The organism is Spiroplasma endosymbiont of Dilophus febrilis (assembly GCF_964030685.1).
GTDB lineage: Bacteria > Bacillota_I > Bacilli_A > Mycoplasmatales > Nriv7 > Nriv7.
Map to the genome: position 1 here is coordinate 940678 of NZ_OZ034912.1, position 20408 is coordinate 961085.

Annotated in this window: 19 protein-coding genes and 1 riboswitch; of the genes, 3 read left to right on the top strand and 16 right to left on the bottom strand. The window is 29.4% G+C overall.

Annotated features, from left to right (window positions below; translation table 4 throughout):
* Positions 1-8: 8 nt before the first annotated feature.
* On the bottom strand, positions 9-2879 hold the full coding sequence (uvrA, locus tag AAHF53_RS05190; RefSeq protein ID WP_342189715.1) for an excinuclease ABC subunit UvrA: 2871 nt from the start codon (positions 2877-2879) through the stop codon (positions 9-11).
* 31 nt (positions 2880-2910) lie between these two features.
* A complete protein-coding gene (locus AAHF53_RS05195) occupies positions 2911-3804 on the bottom strand; it encodes an energy-coupled thiamine transporter ThiT (RefSeq protein ID WP_342189716.1) in 894 nt (297 codons plus the stop codon).
* Positions 3805-3843: 39 nt separating this feature from the next.
* Positions 3844-3933: riboswitch (TPP riboswitch) on the bottom strand.
* A gap of 120 nt (positions 3934-4053) precedes the next feature.
* Here AAHF53_RS05195 and coaE point away from each other — a divergent pair.
* A complete protein-coding gene (gene coaE / locus AAHF53_RS05200; protein ID WP_342189717.1) occupies positions 4054-4641 on the top strand; it encodes a dephospho-CoA kinase in 588 nt (195 codons plus the stop codon).
* A 2-nt stretch (positions 4642-4643) separates the two neighbouring features.
* On the opposite strand, the gene uvrB is transcribed toward coaE, so the two are convergent.
* The 4 genes from uvrB to AAHF53_RS05220 all read right to left on the bottom strand — a co-directional run bounded on the left by uvrB (position 4644) and on the right by AAHF53_RS05220 (position 11425).
* The gene (uvrB, locus tag AAHF53_RS05205; RefSeq protein ID WP_342189718.1) at positions 4644-6608 is read right to left on the bottom strand and encodes an excinuclease ABC subunit UvrB; all 1965 of its coding nucleotides are present in this window, start codon (positions 6606-6608) and stop codon (positions 4644-4646) included.
* Positions 6609-6619: 11 nt separating this feature from the next.
* Positions 6620-9016: a preprotein translocase subunit SecA gene (gene secA, locus AAHF53_RS05210; RefSeq protein ID WP_425289532.1), complete on the bottom strand. Its 2397-nt coding sequence runs from the start codon at positions 9014-9016 to the stop codon at positions 6620-6622.
* A gap of 128 nt (positions 9017-9144) precedes the next feature.
* Complete coding sequence (locus AAHF53_RS05215) at positions 9145-10365, bottom strand: acetate kinase (RefSeq protein WP_342189720.1); 1221 nt, start codon at positions 10363-10365, stop codon at positions 9145-9147.
* A gap of 25 nt (positions 10366-10390) precedes the next feature.
* Complete coding sequence (locus AAHF53_RS05220; RefSeq protein WP_342189721.1) at positions 10391-11425, bottom strand: phosphotransacetylase; 1035 nt, start codon at positions 11423-11425, stop codon at positions 10391-10393.
* 337 nt (positions 11426-11762) lie between these two features.
* On the opposite strand from AAHF53_RS05220, the gene AAHF53_RS05225 reads away from it, so the two are divergent.
* Together AAHF53_RS05225 and hpt are read left to right on the top strand one after the other, a co-directional pair.
* Positions 11763-12362 (top strand): YigZ family protein, encoded by a 600-nt coding sequence (locus AAHF53_RS05225; protein WP_338966861.1) that lies wholly within the window; start codon positions 11763-11765, stop codon positions 12360-12362.
* 382 nt (positions 12363-12744) lie between these two features.
* The gene (gene hpt / locus AAHF53_RS05230) at positions 12745-13308 is read left to right on the top strand and encodes a hypoxanthine phosphoribosyltransferase (protein ID WP_342189722.1); all 564 of its coding nucleotides are present in this window, start codon (positions 12745-12747) and stop codon (positions 13306-13308) included.
* A gap of 56 nt (positions 13309-13364) precedes the next feature.
* Here the strand turns inward: hpt and AAHF53_RS05235 are convergent, their stop codons facing one another.
* The 10 genes from AAHF53_RS05235 to AAHF53_RS05280 are packed head-to-tail and all read right to left on the bottom strand — an operon-like array spanning position 13365 to position 20402.
* Entirely contained in the window at positions 13365-13586 is a 222-nt protein-coding gene (locus AAHF53_RS05235; protein WP_342189723.1) for a hypothetical protein, read from the bottom strand.
* Between the two features lie 17 nt (positions 13587-13603).
* A complete protein-coding gene (locus tag AAHF53_RS05240; RefSeq protein ID WP_338966869.1) occupies positions 13604-13921 on the bottom strand; it encodes a F0F1 ATP synthase subunit epsilon in 318 nt (105 codons plus the stop codon).
* Between the two features lie 4 nt (positions 13922-13925).
* A complete protein-coding gene (gene atpD, locus AAHF53_RS05245) occupies positions 13926-15344 on the bottom strand; it encodes a F0F1 ATP synthase subunit beta (protein ID WP_338966871.1) in 1419 nt (472 codons plus the stop codon).
* A gap of 14 nt (positions 15345-15358) precedes the next feature.
* Positions 15359-16195, bottom strand: a complete 837-nt coding sequence (atpG, locus tag AAHF53_RS05250) for an ATP synthase F1 subunit gamma (protein ID WP_338966874.1) — start codon at positions 16193-16195, stop codon at positions 15359-15361.
* 5 nt (positions 16196-16200) lie between these two features.
* The gene (gene atpA / locus AAHF53_RS05255) at positions 16201-17811 is read right to left on the bottom strand and encodes a F0F1 ATP synthase subunit alpha (RefSeq protein ID WP_338966876.1); all 1611 of its coding nucleotides are present in this window, start codon (positions 17809-17811) and stop codon (positions 16201-16203) included.
* Between the two features lie 14 nt (positions 17812-17825).
* On the bottom strand, positions 17826-18350 hold the full coding sequence (locus tag AAHF53_RS05260; protein WP_338966879.1) for a F0F1 ATP synthase subunit delta: 525 nt from the start codon (positions 18348-18350) through the stop codon (positions 17826-17828).
* Between the two features lie 11 nt (positions 18351-18361).
* Entirely contained in the window at positions 18362-18898 is a 537-nt protein-coding gene (atpF, locus tag AAHF53_RS05265; RefSeq protein WP_342189724.1) for a F0F1 ATP synthase subunit B, read from the bottom strand.
* Positions 18899-18911: 13 nt separating this feature from the next.
* Positions 18912-19196 (bottom strand): ATP synthase F0 subunit C, encoded by a 285-nt coding sequence (atpE, locus tag AAHF53_RS05270; RefSeq protein WP_342189725.1) that lies wholly within the window; start codon positions 19194-19196, stop codon positions 18912-18914.
* A gap of 56 nt (positions 19197-19252) precedes the next feature.
* The gene (locus tag AAHF53_RS05275) at positions 19253-19999 is read right to left on the bottom strand and encodes a F0F1 ATP synthase subunit A (RefSeq protein ID WP_342189726.1); all 747 of its coding nucleotides are present in this window, start codon (positions 19997-19999) and stop codon (positions 19253-19255) included.
* Positions 19989-20402, bottom strand: a complete 414-nt coding sequence (locus AAHF53_RS05280) for an MG406 family protein (RefSeq protein ID WP_338966887.1) — start codon at positions 20400-20402, stop codon at positions 19989-19991. The genes AAHF53_RS05275 and AAHF53_RS05280 overlap by 11 nt, the downstream gene beginning before the upstream one ends.
* Between the last annotated feature and the right edge of the window lie 6 nt (positions 20403-20408).

Genomic DNA, 20408 nt, shown 5'->3' on the forward strand with positions numbered 1-20408 from the left:
ATAGTCACCTACTTTATATTTAATTTAATATTATCATTAATTTGATAAACTTTTCTTAAATATTCAGCCGTATATGAATTTTTATTACTATTAATTACTTGCTCTGGTGTTCCTGTAACAATTACTTCCCCACCATACTTCCCACCATTAGGTCCTAAGTCAATAATGTAATCACCTAACTTAATAACATCTAAATTATGTTCAATAACAAGAACAGTATCACCATTATTAACAATACGGCTAAGAACTGACAATAATCTTTTAACATCATCAATATGTAATCCTGTTGTTGGTTCATCTAAAATAAATAGTGTTTTTCCAGTTGCTCTTTTTTGTAAGTAAGTCGCTAATTTAACTCTTTGCGCTTCCCCACCAGATAATTGAGTTGTTGGTTGTCCTAACTTAATATATCCCATACCAACATCAAGTAAGGTTTGCAATTTAACATTAATTTTTGGAATATTTGCAAAAAACACTTGCGCTTCAATAACTGACATATTTAAAACATCATAAATATTTTTCCCTTTATATTTAACTTGTAAAGTTTCATCATTATAGCGCATTCCTTCACATATTTCACAAGTAACAAAAACATCTGGTAAAAAATGCATCGCAATTTTAATAATTCCTGCTCCCTGACAGCGTTCACATCTGCCACCACGAACATTAAAAGAAAACCTTCCTTTAAGATAACCTTGAGTTTTAGCTAATGGCGCCGCAGCAAATAAATCACGAATATCATCAAAAACTGAAGTATAAGTTGCTGGATTACTATGCGGTGTCCTTCCAATCGGTTCTTGCGAAATATTAACAACTTTATCAATATTATCCATTCCCTTAATATTTTGATGTTTACCCGGACGATTAACCTTTTGTCCTAAATTTCGTAACAGATTTTTATATAACACTTCATTTACTAAAGTTGATTTTCCACTGCCAGAAACCCCTGTAACAACAATAAGTTTTCCTAAAGGAATAGTAACATCAATATTTTTTAAATTATTTTCTCTTGCTCCAATAATAATAATTTTCTTGCCATTGCCACTTCGGCGCTTTTTTGGAATTGTAATCGTTTCTTGATGTGATAAATATCTCCCTGTAATTGACTTTTCATTAGCGATAATATCTGCCATTGTTCCCACAGCAATAATTTCGCCACCAAATTTACCAGCTTTAGGACCAATGTCAACAAGCCAATCAGCTTGATGCATCATATCTTCATCATGTTCAATAACAATAACGGTATTTCCTAAATCTCGTAACGATTTTAAAGTTTTAATTAAGCGGTCATTATCTTTCTGATGTAAACCAATTGAAGGTTCATCTAATACATATAATACTCCTGTCAATTTTGAACCAATTTGCGTTGCTAAACGAATTCGTTGCGCTTCGCCACCAGATAATGATTGGGCTGGTCTTGATAAATTTAAATATCGTAAACCAACATCATTTAAAAAACTTAAACGATTTACTAATTCATTAATAACTAACTTAGCAATTTCTTGTTGTTGTTCTGATAATTTCAAACTAAGAATATAATCCAAACTTTCATCAATATCTAAATTAGTAAATTCATTAATATTTATCGTTCCTACTTTAACACATAATGCTTTAGGATTTAGTCGTGCCCCTTTACAAGACCAACAAGTTTTATCACTCATAAATTTCCGATAATATTCACGACGCATTTCATTAACAGTTTCAACAAAGCGTCGTTCAATAATACTAGCAACACCTTCAATATAGTCATAACTTTTATAAGTATTATTATTACTAGATACTAAAGTATAATTTAATTGTTCATCACTACCATACATTAAATAATTAATTTGTTCATCACTAAGATTTTTAATTGGTTGATCTAAATCAATACCATATTCTTTACAAATAATTTTTAATTTCTGTCATTCTAAAGTATCACCACCAATAAAATTTTTATAAAATTCAATCCCACCTTGATTAATTGAAAGATTACGATTAGGAAATAATAAATCTTCATCAACTTCCAAGCGAATCCCAATACCTTTACATTCAGAACAAGCCCCCATTGGCGCATTAAAAGAAAATAAACGGGGTTCTAACTCCGGAATGGTAAAATTACACTGATTACACGCATGATTTTGCGAAAATAATAATTGTTCTTTACTATTAACAAGAACAACTTTTGCTAATTCTTTACTATATTTTAATGATTTTTCTAAACTATCATGAATATTAGATCAAACATTATCATCATCACTTAATTTAATGCGATCAACAACAATATCAATATTATGCCGTTTATTTTTATCTAATTGAATATCATCATCTAACGAATAAGCGTGGTTATTAACTTTAACCCGTAAAAATCCTTCATGTCGTAAAGTTAAAAACAACTCATAATGCGTCCCCTTTTTATCAATAACTACTGGCGACAAAATTTCAATGCGTTCTTCCGTTGTTATTTGTTTTAATCGTTTAATCATTTCCTTAATTGTCATTGCTTTAATTAAACCATGACCATTAATACAGTATGGTAGCCCCACACGAGCATATAATAATCGTAAATAATCATATATTTCCGTCACCGTGCCCACAGTACTACGAGGATTATTACTAGTGGTTTTTTGATCAATAGAAATTGCTGGTGATAATCCTTCAATAGAATCAACATCAGGTTTTTCACTATTACCTAAAAATTGTCGGGCATAAGCCGACAGTGACTCCATATATCTTCTTTGTCCTTCAGCATAAATCGTATTAAAGGCTAATGATGACTTTCCACTACCAGAAACGCCAGTAAAAACAATTAATTTATTTTTAGGAATTGTTAAATCAACATTTTTTAAATTATGTTCTCTAGCTCCTTTAACAATAATATATTTTGTTGCATCATCCATCAAATCACCTCCAATATTTAATTAGCAAATGCTAATTAATTTGATCATTATATTTTTCTTTTCACGGCATTAATACTCTAAATAATAACGGCAATGATAATATCATTAAAGGATACACAAAAATAAAAACATAAATTAAATTATATATTAATGCATAACCTCAAATACTAAAACCATCTCACGCATAATTACCAAAATATAATACTCCCGATAATACATTGCATATATATATAATAATACAAATAACTGTTATTATAAAGGAAATTTTAATGTTAGCATTAAACCGCTTTTTAAAATTAATATTCACTATTCCTATTAAAGAAGGCATAATCATAGGAATAAAATAATCTAGTAAATATTGTCAAGGATTAATAATTGCTCCTTGGGGAATAATAATTAACGAAATTAAAGCACTAATACCACCGGTTACAATTCCGTGTCAAAAACTAGTAACGAAAGCAATTAAAAATACGGGTCAATATTTTAAACCAATACTGCCCCCCATTGGTAATTTAGGAAAAAATATCATCAGATAATCAAAAATTAATGATAAACTAACAAAAAAAGCGATTAATACTAAATCAAATGTTTTTCAATGGTAAATTTTAAAGCATTGTTTTTTAATCACTTTAAAATCAACATTAGATTTTATTATTTTTTGCCAACTTAATAACCAAATTAATATTAAACTAGCAACTAAAAATAATAATAAAATCACAATAACTGCAATTTTAATAAATAAGACAATTTTATTATTAATTAATTGTGTATTCCTAACATTAGAAGAAAAAATGCTTAAAAATTTTTCTTCCGAACTTATCGTTATCAAAATTATTACTCCGACAATTAAGAAACAAAAAATTCCATTAATTAACATTAAAATTCAACGATAAATTTGATTAGTCTTATTTACTTCTTGCATCATTTTTTAACCTCCTTAATGATAGCAAGAAATCTAATATACTTTAAAATATACAAGACTTCTTCCGCTAGTATTACCTAGTTCAAGTTCCAAGAGTATCTCTCAGGCAAAATGCCACCTCTGTCTTATATCAATTGATATATCCATATATATTATAGTGAATTTACGATAAAATATAAAGTACTATTATATTTCCATAAAATCAATTATAATGTAAATTGTAAAGTTAAAAATTAAACTAAGGAGAACAAAATGCTAATTATTGCCATCACAGGAAAAATCGGTAGCGGAAAAAGTATTGTTAGTAAATATTTGCAAAAAAAAGGTGCCTATTGTATTGATATGGACATTCTAAGTCAAGAAGTAAGAACCCTTCCCAAAGTAATAAAAACCATCAAAAAACGCTTTGGAAGTGTTGCGTTTACTGATAATGAATTAGACACTAAAAAACTCCGAGCAATCATTTTTAATGACTCCAAAGAACGCCTAAAACTTAATAACATTATGTGACCACTACTAAAAAAAAGTCTCCAACAACAAATTAAAAATCACAGTGATAAGACATTAATTATTGTTGAAGCCGCAGTCATCTTACAAGCCAAATGAAACAAACTCGTTAATAAAATTATTTTTGTTAATAGCGATTGAGAAACCCGTGTTAAACGAATTATTGAACGCGATAACCTTACTGTTGAAGAAATTATGAAGATTAGTCAACAACAAGATGATTACGAAACTTATAAAGATGTTATTGATTATCAAATCATCAATAATGACTCCACAAAAGAACTTTATCGGCAAGTTGATGAAATCTTTGAAAAAGAACAATGAAATATTTAATCTTATTCGGTTTCCAATTCCAAAATTAAATCTCGTAACTGTGCCGCTCGTTCAAACTGTAAATCTTTTGCTGCGACTAACATTTCCTTTCGCAAATCATTAATGATTTGCGTTTTTGTTGCAACATAATCTTTAGACTTTCTTTTATTAACAATATTAAATTCTTGTAATAATTTATTAGCAAATAACGAATCATCAATCTTTTTCTTTATTGTTTGAGGAATAATATTATGTTCTTTATTATAAGCAATTTGCACATTTCTTCGGCGTAGCGTTTCAGCCATCGCCTTTTGCATTGCATCCGATATTGTATCAGCATACATAATAACATTACCATTAACATTTCTTGCTGCCCGACCAATAGTTTGAATTAATGACCGCGCATCGCGTAAAAATCCTTGCTTATTAGCTTCTAAAATACAAATTAACGAAACTTCAGGAATATCTAAGCCTTCGCGTAATAAATTAATCCCTACCACAGCATCATAAACCCCTTTTCTTAGTTCTAATAAAATCTTTGAACGATCCAGAGTTTTTAATTCACTATGCAAATATGCTACTTTAATATTTCGCTCTTGCAAATAAGTAGTTAAATCTTCGGCTTGTCGAATTGTTAAAGTGGTAATTAATACTCTTTCACAATTTTCTTTTCGCACTAAAACATTTTCAATAATATCATCAATCTGATTCATTGTTGGTTTAACAACAATCGTTGGATCCACTAAACCTGTCGGACGAATAATTTGTTCCGTCACTTGATAATTAACTTGATTTAATTCAAAATCACCAGGAGTTGCTGATGTATATATCACCGTTTTTAATTTATTCATAAATTCTGTAAAATTTAATGGCCGATTATCTAAGGCACTCGGTAAGCGAAAACCATAATTAACTAATGTTTGTTTTCTACTCCGATCAGTATTAAACATTCCTCTAACTTGTGGTAAAGAAATATGGGATTCATCAATAATAGTTACAAAATCATCACCAAAATAATCAATTAAAGTATATGGTGGCACATCTTTATCTCTTAAATCTAAATGTCGTGAATAGTTTTCAATACCACTACAAATACCAAACTCTTGCAATGCTTCTAAATCATGATTAGTTCTTTGTTCAATCCTTTGATACTCCAATAATTGATTATTAGCCTTTAAAACTTCTAAATATTTTATTAATTCTGCTTCAATTCTAGTAATTGCCTTTGCTAATCTTTCTTTAGAAGTAATATAGTCCTGAGCAGGAAAAATTGTAAAAGATTGATATCTTTCAATTACTTTACCAGTTAAAACATCAATCTTAGCAATTTCATTAATATCATCATCAAATAAATCAATGCGTAAATAAAATTCATCCGTTCAACCCGGTGCTAACTTAATAACATCACCTTTTGCCGTAAACATTCCCGGACGAATTTCTAAATCATTACGAGTGTAACCAGAATTAACAAGAAAATATAATAATACTTTTCTTTCAACTTTTTGACCCTGACGAATTTCAAAAAAAGATTTTTTATATTCGTCAGGGTCTTGTGCACCATAAATCGCAGCAACTGATGCTACAACAATAACATCCTTTCTAGTAACTAAAGCATTCATCGCACTTAACCGCATCATTTCAATATCACTATTAGATTTTGCTGTCTTATCAATATATGTATCCGTTTTTGGCATATATGCTTCTGGTTGATAAAAATCAAAGTTAGAAACAAAATATTCTACCCGATTTTCAGGAAACATGCCTTTTAATTCACCATATAATTGCATTGCCAAGGTTTTATTATGTGACAAAATTAAAGTTGGTTTATTAATTTTAGCAATAACATTAGCAATCGTATAAGTTTTTCCCGTACCCGTTGCTCCTAATAATACTTGAAATTGTTGATTTTCTTTTATTCCTTGGATTAAACTCGCAATTGCTTTTGGTTGATCACCTGCTGGCTTAAAATCAGCAACTAATTTAAACATAAAAATTTTTCCTAACCACCTTGCTTTGCCTTTGTCCTCTCAATAGCCTCCATTACCTCATCGGATATACCATCATCAATATCAGAACCAATTTCTAAACTACATAAACTAATAACTACTTGATGAGCAATATTAATTCGCATCCGATTAAATAATTGAGCTGATTCATCAATATATGCATGTAATGGATTTGACTGTCCATAGCTTCGTAAATAAATTCCCGTTCTTAATTTACTAGCACCATCAATATGTTCTGTCCAATGATGATCAAAAGCTTGTAAAATAATTTGATTTTCAATTTTTCATAACATCACTTCTGGAATATTTTCAATAGTTTTCTCATAGTGATTAAAAATTACCCGACTAATTGCTAAAACAGCATCATGCCGTGTCATTGATCGTAATTCTTTAGCATCTAATTCATGATTACTATTAATTAACTTTGTTTCTAAACTTTTTACTAAACTAACAAAATCAATCATAATTTCTTTATTAATCTCTTTTGTAAAAATATCCAATAAATCACCACTAACAGTAAAAATCATTCTTTCAACTAATGGAGCATAAACCTTAGTTTGTAAAATTGCATCCCGTTGTTCATACATTACTTCTCTTTGCTGAGCTAAAATATTATCATAATCCAACAAATTCTTTCTAGTATCAAAGTTTAATCCTTCAACTTTTTTCTGAGCATTAGTAATACTTCGTGATAACAATTTTGATTGAATATGGTCATCGCCTAAACGACTAAATAATCCTTGTAATTTTTTACTACCAAAACGAAGCATTAATTCATCCTCTACTGAAAGATAAAATCGTGAATAACCCGGATCTCCTTGACGCCCCGATCTACCCCGTAACTGATTATCAATTCTTCTCGCTTCATTTCGTTCCGTACCTAAAACAGCCAAACCACCTAAAGCAATAACACCAGCACCTAACTTAATATCAGTACCTCTTCCTGCCATATTCGTAGCAATTGTAACAGCACCAATTTGTCCCGCACCAGCAATAATTTCTGCTTCTTGAACATGATTTCGTGCATTCAAAACATTATGAGCTATTTTAGCTTCTTTTAAAATATTTGATACTTCCTCAGATGTTGTAATTGATGCTGTTCCAATTAATATTGGTTGCCCTTTGGTATGTCGTTCTTTAACTTCTTTAAGTAAAGCCTTATATTTAGAACTTTGTGATGCAAAAACTAAATCCGTATCATCTTTTCTCACGATTGGAAGATTAGTAGGAATTTCCATTACTCGCATATTATAAATCTTAATAAACTCTTCTTCTTCCGTTTTTGCTGTTCCTGTCATCCCACTCAATTTATTATATAAGCGAAAGAAATTTTGATAAGTAATTGTTGCCAGCGTTGTTGTTTCATGTTCAATAGTAACTGCTTCTTTAGCTTGTAAAGCTTGTTGTAAACCATCACTATAAGCTCTTCCTGGCATTAATCGCCCCGTAAATTGATCAACTAAAATTATTTCATCATTTTGAGCAACATATTCAATCCCATTCGTAAAAACATGAACAGCTTTTAAAGCATTTAAAATATGATGAAATAATTCTGATTGCTCCAAACTAAACAAGTTTTTAACACCAAAATGTTTTTCTGCCTTTTTAACACCAGATATTGTTAAAGCTGCCTGCTTAGTTTCTAAATCAATTTTAATATCTGCCTTTTTATCCAAACTTTTAGCAAACCGGTCAGCATTTTCATATAAAGGTTCACGACTTTTAGAACCACCAGAAATAATTAACGGTGTTCTTGATTCATCAATTAAAACTGAATCCGCCTCATCAACAATTGCAAAATTCAACCCGCGTTGGACTTTTTCATCATAAGTATGTACCATATTATCTCTTAAATAATCAAATCCTAATTCCGAGTTAGTAGTATATGTAACATCACACAAATAAGCTTTTCGCTTTTGGTCATTACTTAAATCTCTTAAATTAACACCAACTGTTAAACCTAAAAATTCTAACACCGCTCCATTAATTTCAGCATCACGCTGTGCTAAATATTCATTAACAGTAACAATATGAACGCCCTTACCAAGTAAAGCATTCAAATACATTGGCATAATCGCTGTTAAAGTTTTTCCTTCCCCAGTTCGCATTTCCGCAACATCACCATTATGTAAAACAATACCGCCTTCTAACTGAACAGCAAAAGCATGTAATCCCGAAACTCTTCTCGTTGCTTCACGCGCCACAGCAAAAGCTTCAATTAAAATATCATCTATAGTGGCACCCGCTTCCAATCGCTTTTTAAATTCATTAGTTTTATTTTTTAAACTATCAGCAGATAATTCTTGCATTTCTAAATCTAGATTTAAAATTTCTTGAACATCAGCTCTAATGCTTTTTAAAACACTTTTATATTTATTAAAAAACTTCATATATATCGCTCCAGTTTCTAATTTCTCGCCTATAACATTATTAATTTTATCATACTTTAAAATACTAATAAAATCTTTAATAAACAAAAAAACTGATTAATTTCAGTTTTTTTATAAAATATGTTAATTTAATTAATATTATTTAATAACCGATATGTCTCTTCACAAATCATTAATTCCTCATTAGTTCGAATCGCATAAATCGCCACCGAACTCAAATCATTAGATATTTGTAAATAATCATCATATGATTGGTTATTCTTACCACGATTATAATCTAATGGCATAGTTTTAATATTTTTAATAATCATTTCGCGAATTAAAGCACTATTTTCACCAACACCAGCCGTAAAAACAATCGCATCAACCTTATTATCCAAATCATTTTGATACTGAGTAATATAATCAACAACTCTTTTAGCATATAATTCCAAGGTAAATTGTGCTTGACTATTACCATCCTTAGCAGCCTGACTAACTTCTCTCGTATCAGAAGAAATTTGACTAACTCCCAATAAACCAGATTCATTATTTAGTTTATTAACAACACCAACAATATCTAAATTTAATTGTTCAGCAATATATTGATGAATCGCTGGATCAATATCACCACTACGAGAACCCATCATTAATCCTGCTAAGGGTGTAAATCCCATTGATGTATTATATGATTTCCCATTTTTAATTGCACAAATACTAGCACCATTTCCTAAATGACAAACAATCGCATTAATATTACTAACCGGTTTATTAATAATCAAACTTAGTTTATTAATAATATAATGATAACTAATACCATGAAATCCATACCTTCGAACATTATAATCAGTATATCAATTATATGGTACGGGATAAATATAATTTATTTTTGGCATTGTGGTATGAAATGTTGTATCAAAAACAGCAATATGCGGACAGTTAGCAACCGCTTGAAATGCTTTTAAAGCACTTAACCCCGCAGGATTATGTAACGGTGCCAACTTAATATTTTCGGCAATTATCTTTGTAATGTCATCATTAACAAAGACACTTTCTTTGATTTTTTCACCGCCATGAACAATGCGATGCCCCACAGCAATAATTTCATTAAAATTTTGAATCACATTTTGTGATTTTAAAAGTTCTAAAATAACTTCTGCGGCCACATTATGATTTGATAACGGGGTATCACTAACAAATTCATTATTATTATATTTAATCGTCGTTTTACCATCAACAAAAATTCTTTCTGCTAATCCCTTACAAATTGGATTAAATTCTTTATTTGTTGTTATTTCATATAACTGAAACTTAATTGAACTTGAACCAGTATTAATAACTAAAATTTTTTTCTTTAAATTAGATAGCATCATTTTATTTCCTTTCATTAATATTTTAAATTGATCTTCAAGCTGTTAAAATCGCTGTCAAATAAATATCTTCCACTGTTGACCCGCGTGATAAATCACTAACAACTTGATTTAAACCTAAAATCATTGGTCCAACAGCATGATATTGCCCTAATCGTTCAGCAATTTTATAACCAATATTACCAGCATCTAAATTAGGAAATACAAAAATATCCGCACTACCTTTCATCTTTGAATAAGGCATTTTTTTCATTCGTACTTCTTCTAACAAAGCACTATCAAACTGCATCTCACCCTCAATTAAAGCATCTAAATTTTCTTTTTGTAATATCTTTGTTGCTTCTTGAACTTTAATAACCGAATCACTACTAGCACTATTAGCAGTAGAAAAAGATAACATTGCTACTTGTGGCGATGTTATGCCCAATTTATGAGCTAAATTAATTGCTGATTTTGTAATACTTACTAATTGTTCAGTAGTTGGGTCAATATTTAAAGAAATATCAGTAAATACATACCGTTGATTATCTTTAACTAGTAAATTAGCACTTGATGCAATTCCTACATCTTTTGTCGTTTTAATAATTTGTAATGCTGGGACTAAAATATTTTTTGTTGCATACTCAATCCCCCCTAACAAACAATCAGCATTATTATTCTTTAATTGCATTGTTGCAAAATAGTTAGTTTCTTGAACTAATTCTTGAGCTTTTTCTAAAGTAATTTTATTTTTACGCATTGTAAACAACTGTTGGGCTAATTCATCAGTTAAACTATCATCAATCGCAATCGTTTTAATACCTGCTCCTAACAAACTTTTAGGAATATCTATCTTATTTTCAAAACATAAAATTGGTTCAATATAATTATCACTTTTTAATTTGAGTGCTACTTCTTGAATTTTTGAATTAGTACCCTCAGGAAAAATTAACCGGCGTTTATTATCCAATGATTGTAATTCGATTTTCGCTTTTTCTAATAATTCTTGTAACATCTCTAGTCGGGCGCATAAAGTTTTGTTAGGTGGGTAAAGATTTGAATAATTTTGAAAGAAAAGCAACTAAAAATTTATTACCTTTTTACTTGAAAAATAATTAATAAAACAAAATATTTAATATTAACAAACATATTCTTAATAAAAGGTTATAAAAACTAAGTAAAATGCTTATAAAAACAACATTAAAATAATTTTTTACAACAAAAATCATACATAAGAAATATATACTTAATTTGCATATTGAAATAATTTATAGTAAATGACTATTTTTTCTTTTTTAAAAAATACCTAAGAAAACTAAACGCGACCTCTCTAGTCTCCTCTATATGTATTTTCCACTATTAATGCTATCATAACACTAAACAAAATAAAAATTAAAACGAAATAACGGTGAAAAACAATGAAAGTTATTGATGATGCTCTTCACAAAATTGAATATACAATTAAAAATTCGCGTTTTATTTGTCTTATTAAATATGTTACCACCGAAAAAGACGCCCGACAATTCATTAATCAATATTTAGACCCCAAAGCGACACATAATTGTTATTGCTATATTACCAATAATAATGAAATCCAAAAATATGATGACGATAAAGAACCAATCAGAACCGCAGGATTTGCAATGCTTACTTATTTACAAAAACAAAATATTACTAATATCGTTGTTTTAAACATTCGCTATTTTGGAAAAATCCTTTTAGGAAAATCACGATTAATTCACGCCTATAAATTTGGATTACAAAAATTATTTTTAAACCTTAAACTATATCCACTAGAAATAATTTATGAATATACAATTTCTTTCCCATACGAACATCAAAAACTAATTAATAAAATTATTAAAGAACATCAAGGCAATATTATTAAACAATTATATAGTGAAGTAATTATGATTACTTTTACTAGTAATAAAAATACTTGACAGCACCTATTACCTAATAATACAAAATTTGCTAAGCAAACAATTATTCAAAAAAGAAAATTAAAAAATGATTAGGGTGCATAAAGTTTTGTTAGGTGGGTAAAGATTTGAATAATTTTGAAAGAAAAGCAACTAAAAATTTATTACCTTTTTACTTGAAAAATAATTAATAAAACAAAATATTTAATATTAACAAACATATTCTTAATTAAAAGGTTATAAAAACTAAGTAAAATGCTTATAAAAACAACATTAAAATAATTTTTTACAACAAAAATCATACATAAGAAATATATACTTAATTTGCATATTGAAATAATTTATAGTAAATGACTATTTTTTCTTTTTTAAAAAATACCTAAGAAAACTAAACGCGACCAAATGATTAAAAAAACTACTAAAATAAACAAAAAAACGGTAAAATATTAACATATCTAAAAAAATAAGGAGCTTATTAATGGAAAAACATCCTGCGGTTAAAGAAATTTTATTTACCCATCAACAAATAATTGAACGAACTAAAGCGTTAGCATTAGAAATTAGTAAATACTATCAAGCTAACGACTCAACAATTATTATTTTAGGAATTCTTAAAGGATGTATTCCGTTTTTAGCTGAATTTATTAGTCACTTAACAATTGAATGTGAAATTGACTTTATGGCGATTGCTTCTTTCCACGGTGGAACCGAAGCTAGTAGCACACCGCAAATTATTATGGACATTAACCAAGATATTACTAATCGTGATATTTTAATTATTGAAGATATCATTGAAAGTGGTGCCAGTTTACTAACCATCAAAGAATATTTATTTCTAAAAGGAGCTAAAACCGTAAAAATGGTAACATTATTAGACAAAACTAAAGGAAGAAAGGTAGAACTTAACGCTGATTGAACCGGTTTTAAAGCCCCCCAAGAATTTCTTATTGGTTATGGTCTTGATTATCAAGAAAAACTCCGTAACTTACCTTATGTTGCCATTGCTGATATGGAAAAAATAGCCCTCCTAGAAAAACAATAATTTCTCTAAACAAAAATACCTAACATTATACAATGTTAGGTATTTTAATTAAATTATTACTTTATTCACAATTCAATCCCTAGAAAAGCAATAAACAAACTACCCACCAAATATGTTAACGCCAAGGTAACAAGAAAATAAAATAGCAACGCCTCACGAGGTTTTTTAGGATTCAAAATGCTATTTCATAATACAGCACTAGTTCCCAAACTAGAAAACAAAAAAGCAATTAAATAAATCGCAATTTTAATTAAATGAATTGATAACGCCGTATCCACAAATAAACTCCCTTCTACTAAAAATTAGTCATCTTAGTATGCCGATCTTTTGCTAACTGTAATAAATGATCTTTCGCTTTATCATCATATTCAATATAATCAGTTAAAATTTTAACTTCTTTCTTTGTTGAATATAATATTCCCGAAGAAATAAGTAACTTATAAGTTTTTTTATGTTGTTTAACAAACATTTGTGCTATTTCTAAATTAGCAACAATAGGAATATGTTGTTCTAAAATTCCGATATAACCTTCAGTAGTTTTAACAGTTACAATTTCAACAACATCATCAAAGAAAATTCCTAATGGTGTTATAATTTTTAGTTTTATCGCCATTACTTTAACCCTCTGCTAATTCTTTAGCCTTAGCAATCGCTTCTTCAATGCTACCAACAAACAAAAACGCTTGTTCTGGTAATTTATCATGTTTACCAGCTAATATTTCTTTAAAACCTTGAATCGTTTTTGCTATCGGAACATAACTACCTTTCATTCCCGTAAATTTTTCAGCAACCGAAAATGACTGGGATAAAAAATTTCGAATCTTTCTAGCACGATTAACAAGCAATTTATCTTCATCTGATAATTCTTCCATTCCCAAAATTGCAATAATATCTTGTAATTCTTTAAATCTTTGTAAAATTTGTTGCACTTTTCTAGCAACTTGATAATGTTCTTGACCAACAACTTCTGGATCTAATAATCGCGAAGAAGAACTTAAAGGGTCAATCGCTGGATAAATCCCTAAAGCCGCAATACTACGATCTAATACCGTTCTAGCATCTAAATGACTAAAAGTAGTTGCTGGCGCCGGATCGGTTAAATCATCAGCGGGAACATAAATTGCTTGTACCGATGTAATTGAACCTTTCTTTGTTGAAGTAATTCTTTCTTGTAAAGCTCCCATTTCTGTTGCTAAAGTTGGCTGATAACCTACTGCTGAAGGCATTCTTCCTAATAAAGCCGAAACTTCACTTCCAGCTTGCGTAAAACGAAAAATATTATCAATAAACAATAACACATCTTGATTTTGCTCATCACGAAAATACTCAGCCATTGTTAATCCTGTTAATGCCACGCGCATTCTAGCACCCGGAGGTTCATTCATTTGTCCAAAAACTAATGCCGTTTTATTAATAACATTAGCTTCAATCATTTCATAATATAAATCATTCCCTTCACGAGTTCGTTCACCAACACCAGCAAAAACAGAAATTCCACCATGTTCTTTAGCAATGTTATTAATTAATTCTTGCACCAAAACCGTTTTACCAACACCAGCTCCACCAAAAAGACCAATCTTACCACCACGAGCATATGGAACTAACAAATCAATTACTTTTATTCCCGTCTCTAAAATTTCCGCTGTTGTGCTTTGTTCTTCATAACTCGGAGCAACACGATGAATTGGCATTCTTCGGGTTCCTTTGGGAATTATTGAACCATCTAACGGTTCACCTAAAACATTAAAAATTTTTCCTAAAGTTTCTTTTCCTACGGGAACCATAATTGCTTTTCCAGTATCAATCGCTTTTAAACCTCTAGTTAATCCTTCTGTTGGTCCCATTGAAATTGTTCTCACAATATCATCGCCTAATGCTTGCATTACTTCAACAACTAACTTTTCACCATTATTATCAATTTCCACAGCATTATACAAATTAGGTAAATTGTTATGCGAAAAACGAATATCAATAACTGGTCCTAAAATTTGAATAACTTTACCTTCATTATGCTTTTGTTTTTCAACTTTTTTCATAATTATCTCCTTTCCTAATTTGTACTATCAGCCGCTGCAATAATTTCCGCAATCTCTTGCGTTATTTTAGCTTGACGAGAACGATTATATTGCAATGTTAAATTATCTTTCAACTCATTAGCATTATTAGTAGCATTTTCCATTGCTAACCTTCTTGATGCTTGTTCCGATACTTGCGATTCACTAATGGCACTATAAATAATAGTATTTAAATATAATAAAATTGTTGTTTCTAATACCGTTTGCGCATCCGGTTCAAACTCAAACAATGAATTTTGCTGAGTATTAATTTTAGCAATTGGTAACAACTGCAATACTGTTGGTTGAAACGAAATACTATTAATAAATTTTGTATAAACTAATTTAATCCGTTCAATTTCTTTATTATTAAACATACTTAAAACTTGAAAGCCAATTTCTTGTGCTTGATGATATTCAAAATTTAAATCTAAATTAGAATAACTACTAATGACATTATAATCACGATTTTGATAATAACTAATCCCTTTCGCACCAATTACAATTAATAAATCACTTTTTTTAATTTCTGGGATGACTAATTTATGAATATTATAGTTATAACCAGCACAAAGACCAATATTAGAATTAATAATAATTCATACTGTTCGAAAATGGGAACCAGCATCTTTTTGTAAATATATAGAATCATTAGTATTGCTAATAATATGATGAAAAACATCATACATTTCTTCACTATAAGGTCTAATCTCTTGAATTCTTTTACTAGCTTTTTTCAATTTTGCTGTTGATACTAATTGTAAAGCACGAGAAATTTTACCAATCGTATTAATTGTTTGAATACGATTTTTAATCCGAAAATCTTGTGGCATAACTATTAATGACGACCTTTTTTAACTTTAATTTTACCTTGAATCAATAACAATTCTCATTGTTCTTTTGTCCCATAACTCGTAATTTCATATTTATCAATTTTACTAACTAAATGATAAACTACTTTAATAATTTCCGTATCAACTTTACTTTTTAACTCTTTAGAAAAGGTTTTAACTTTTTTTAATTCCTGATATATCTTATGAGCTTCTTTATTATTTTTAAAATAAGTAATAATATTTTCTTTAAACAATAAAATCTTATCTAAAGGAATTCATTGAATTCTTCGTAAATTAATTGCTAATAATAAAATTGCTTGATTAGTTTGTGATAATGGATTATATTGCGTTTGTTTTAAAATATCAATCGCTCGTTGTCCATGTTCTAAAACTCTTTTTGTCATCTCATCTAAGTCCGAACCAAATTGGGCAAAAGCTTGCAATTCATTATATTGTGCTAATTCTAACTTTAATGTTCCCGCAACCTGCTTAATGGCCTTAATTTGCGCAGCACTACCAACTCGCGAAACTGAAAGTCCAAGATCAACAGCGGGACGAATCCCCGCATTAAATAATTGACTAGTTAAAAAAATTTGACCATCCGTAATAGAAATAACATTTGTCGGAATATAAGCTGAAATATCACCAGCTTGCGTTTCAATAATTGGTAACGCTGTAATTGAACCATTACCATTATCTTTATTTAATCTTGCTGCTCGTTCTAACAATCGTGAATGCAAGTAAAAAACATCACCGGGATATGCTTCTCGCCCTGGTGGTCTTCGTAACAACAAGGCCATTGTCCGATATGCAACCGCATGCTTACTTAAATCATCATAAACAATTAAAACATCTTTCCCTTGTTCCATTCATTCCTCAGCAATAGTAATACCCGTATATGGTGCTAAATATTGTAATGGTGCTAATTCACTGGCTCCAGCAGCAACAATCGTCGTATAACTCATTGCTCCCGTTTGTTTTAATCGTTCCACAATTTGGGCAACAGTAGAAGATTTTTGACCAATGGCAACATAAACACAATTAACATCTTTCCCTTTTTGATTCAAAATCGTATCAATCGCAATGGCGGTTTTACCAGTTTGGCGATCACCAATAATTAATTCTCGTTGTCCTTTACCAATAGGAATCATCGCATCAATTGCTAAAATACCTGTTTGTAATGATTCATCAACTGATTGTCGCGTCATAACCCCCGGAGCAATTCTTTCAACAGGGCGTTTCTTTTTACTTTTAATCGCACCTTTACCATCAATCGGTTGTCCTAAGGCATTAACAACTCTTCCTAGTAACTCATCACCAACAACAGTTTCAACAACTTGTTTCGTGCGTTTAACAGCATCGCCTTCCTTAATATAAGTATCATCACCCATTAAAACAACACCGACAGCATCTTCTTCTAAGTTTAAAACCATTCCATAAACATCATTATCAAAAAGTAATAATTCACCCAGCATCGCTTTATCTAAACCATGAAGCACAGCAATTCCATCACCGACGCTAATAACACTCCCTTCTTCACTTAATTCCATCTTTTTACCATAATGTTTAATTTGACTTTTAATTACATCAGCAATTTCATTTACCTTAAATGACATCAATATCACCTGCCTTACTTATTTTCAATATTTCGTTTCATTGCTAATAATCGTCCTTTTATTGAACCATCAAAAATTTGATCTTGAACTTTTACTTTTATACCCGCAATTAAACTAAGATCAATTTTATTAATTAATTCCACTTTTTGTTGTAAAATTTTTCCAATTTTCTTCTCAATTTTATCAATAACTTCTTCTTGCAATTTTATCGTTGAAAAAACAATCCCATAAAAAACATTTGCTCTTTCATTGCACAGATTACGAAACACTTTAAGAATTAATCTTACTTGCCGAAAATTATTGCGATCAATTAATAATTTAAAAAAATTAACAAAAATATCATTAGCTTTATCTTGAAAAATTTTATCAATAATCTTTTTTTGTTTTTGTTTTTCTAAATTATGTGTTGACAAAATATCAATAATTCGTGGATATTCAAAAAATAATTTAATTAAATGAATTGATTGCCTTAACATAATGTCAAGTTGTTTTTCTTCTTCGCCTAGCTTTAGTAGTGCTCATGCTCAATTTTGAATCATTAAACTAACTCCTAATCTAATTGTTTAATAAAATCATCAATCAAAACTTCATTTTGTTCACGATCAATCTCTTTTTCCAAAATATTTTGTGCCATATTAAAAGCAACATCAATAATCTCTTGACGAATGTTTTCTTCCGCTTTAATCCGCTCTTTTAAAATATCTCTTTGCGACTGTTCATCAATTAACTTCGCCTCAATGCTCGCTTGATTAATAATTTCTTGTCTTTGCGTTAAAGCTTCCACTTTAGCATCATCAATAATTTGTTGTGATTGCATTTTAGAATCCTTTAATAACGAATTAGCTTCTGTTTCATACTTTGTTGCTTGTGTTTGTTTCCTAATCGCATCATCAATTAAATCTTTAATAATACTTCTTCGCTTTCGCATTAATTGTTTAAAAGGTTTATAAAGAAAAAAACCTAAAACAACTAATAAAACAACAGTTGCTAAAATATGAGCAATGAATACCCACACATTAGGAAATAATTGATTAATAATATTTTCTTGTTCAATTTTATAAAAAATTGCTAAATAACTTAACAACATCTAATCTTATTCCTTACGCAACAAATATCAAAATTAAAGCAATAACAAGACTATAAATAGCGCCAGTTTCTGCAATGGCACAACCAATAATTAACATTGTTCTAATCTTACCATTAGCTTCTGGATTTCTTCCTACCGCCTCAGCAGCTTTACCAGCAGCATAACCTTGACCAATCCCCGCACCAAAACAACCTAAAACAGCAATCCCTGCTCCAATAAATTTGCCTCATGAAACATCACCACTAGCCAAAATCGCTCCTACAGTATTAATACTATTTATTATTTCCACACTCATCATCTACTTATCCTCCTTTTAGACATTATATTAAATATTTTGTGAACTAAATGCAACAATTATCCATCAGCTTCACGCCTATTAATAGCACCTTCTTTACTACCGGATTTTTCATCACCAATTTCTAATTTTCAATAAACTAATGTTAAAATTGAAAAAATAACCGCTTGAATAACACCAAAAAAGATATCAAAGTAAAAATGAAAAAATGGTGCTAAAAATCCTGCTAAAAAATTCACTTGACCAATAATTGGAACTTGTCGGGAAATTAAATCACTAAATTGATACAATAACGCCATAATAATACTGCCACCTAAAATATTTCCAAAAAGTCGAAATGAAATGGAAACCAATGGCACAAATTGCGTTAACAATTCTAATGGATTTAAATATCGTTTAAAAAAAGCTAATCTTTGAAATTTAATGCCAAAAATATAAATCCCGATAAATGTTACTAATCCCATCGCAAATGTTGTTGTATACGATGTCATCTGCGATTCAAACCCAACAATTGCTAACAAATTACCAACAATAATGTATGACAACAAATATAAGAAATATAATGTTAATCATTTAAAACTCGGTCCTAAAATACTAATAACTAAATTTTCAACACCTTTAACACAAAGTTCCACAATTAATACTAACCCTCGCGGTTCAGCTTTAGGATCAAGTTTTTTTACTTTAAAAAAGTATATTAAAGTGATAATAATAATAATTAAAGTTGTTAAAATAATCGTTGTTATTTGCGGAACAAGTTTTCACGGATCTCACAATTCAAAACTTGCATACATTTTAAGATTCATCCTTCAAGTTCCTCTTTTCTATCAAAGCATTATACATATTAACAATTAAAGTTGCAATAAAAGCAAGTATTAAACCAAAAATACTACTAAAAATATTAAAATATTCATTAAATAGCATAATAATCAGAACAGGAATTAAATATAATAATACTCGCAATAAAAAAAGTAGTCCTATTCCTAATTTATTAATTGATTGACCTGTTTGGATAACATACGAAGTTAAAAAAATTAACAACAAATAATTCAACAAACTAAAAATACTTGTTGTAACAAAACCAGTAATCAAATTTCAAGATAAATAATTAATTATAGTAAAAATTGTTGTTACTAATAGTCCAATAAAAATTAACAACCCAAAAACAATCATTATTTGTTTTTCATATTTCCAATTAATATTTTTCATTATAAC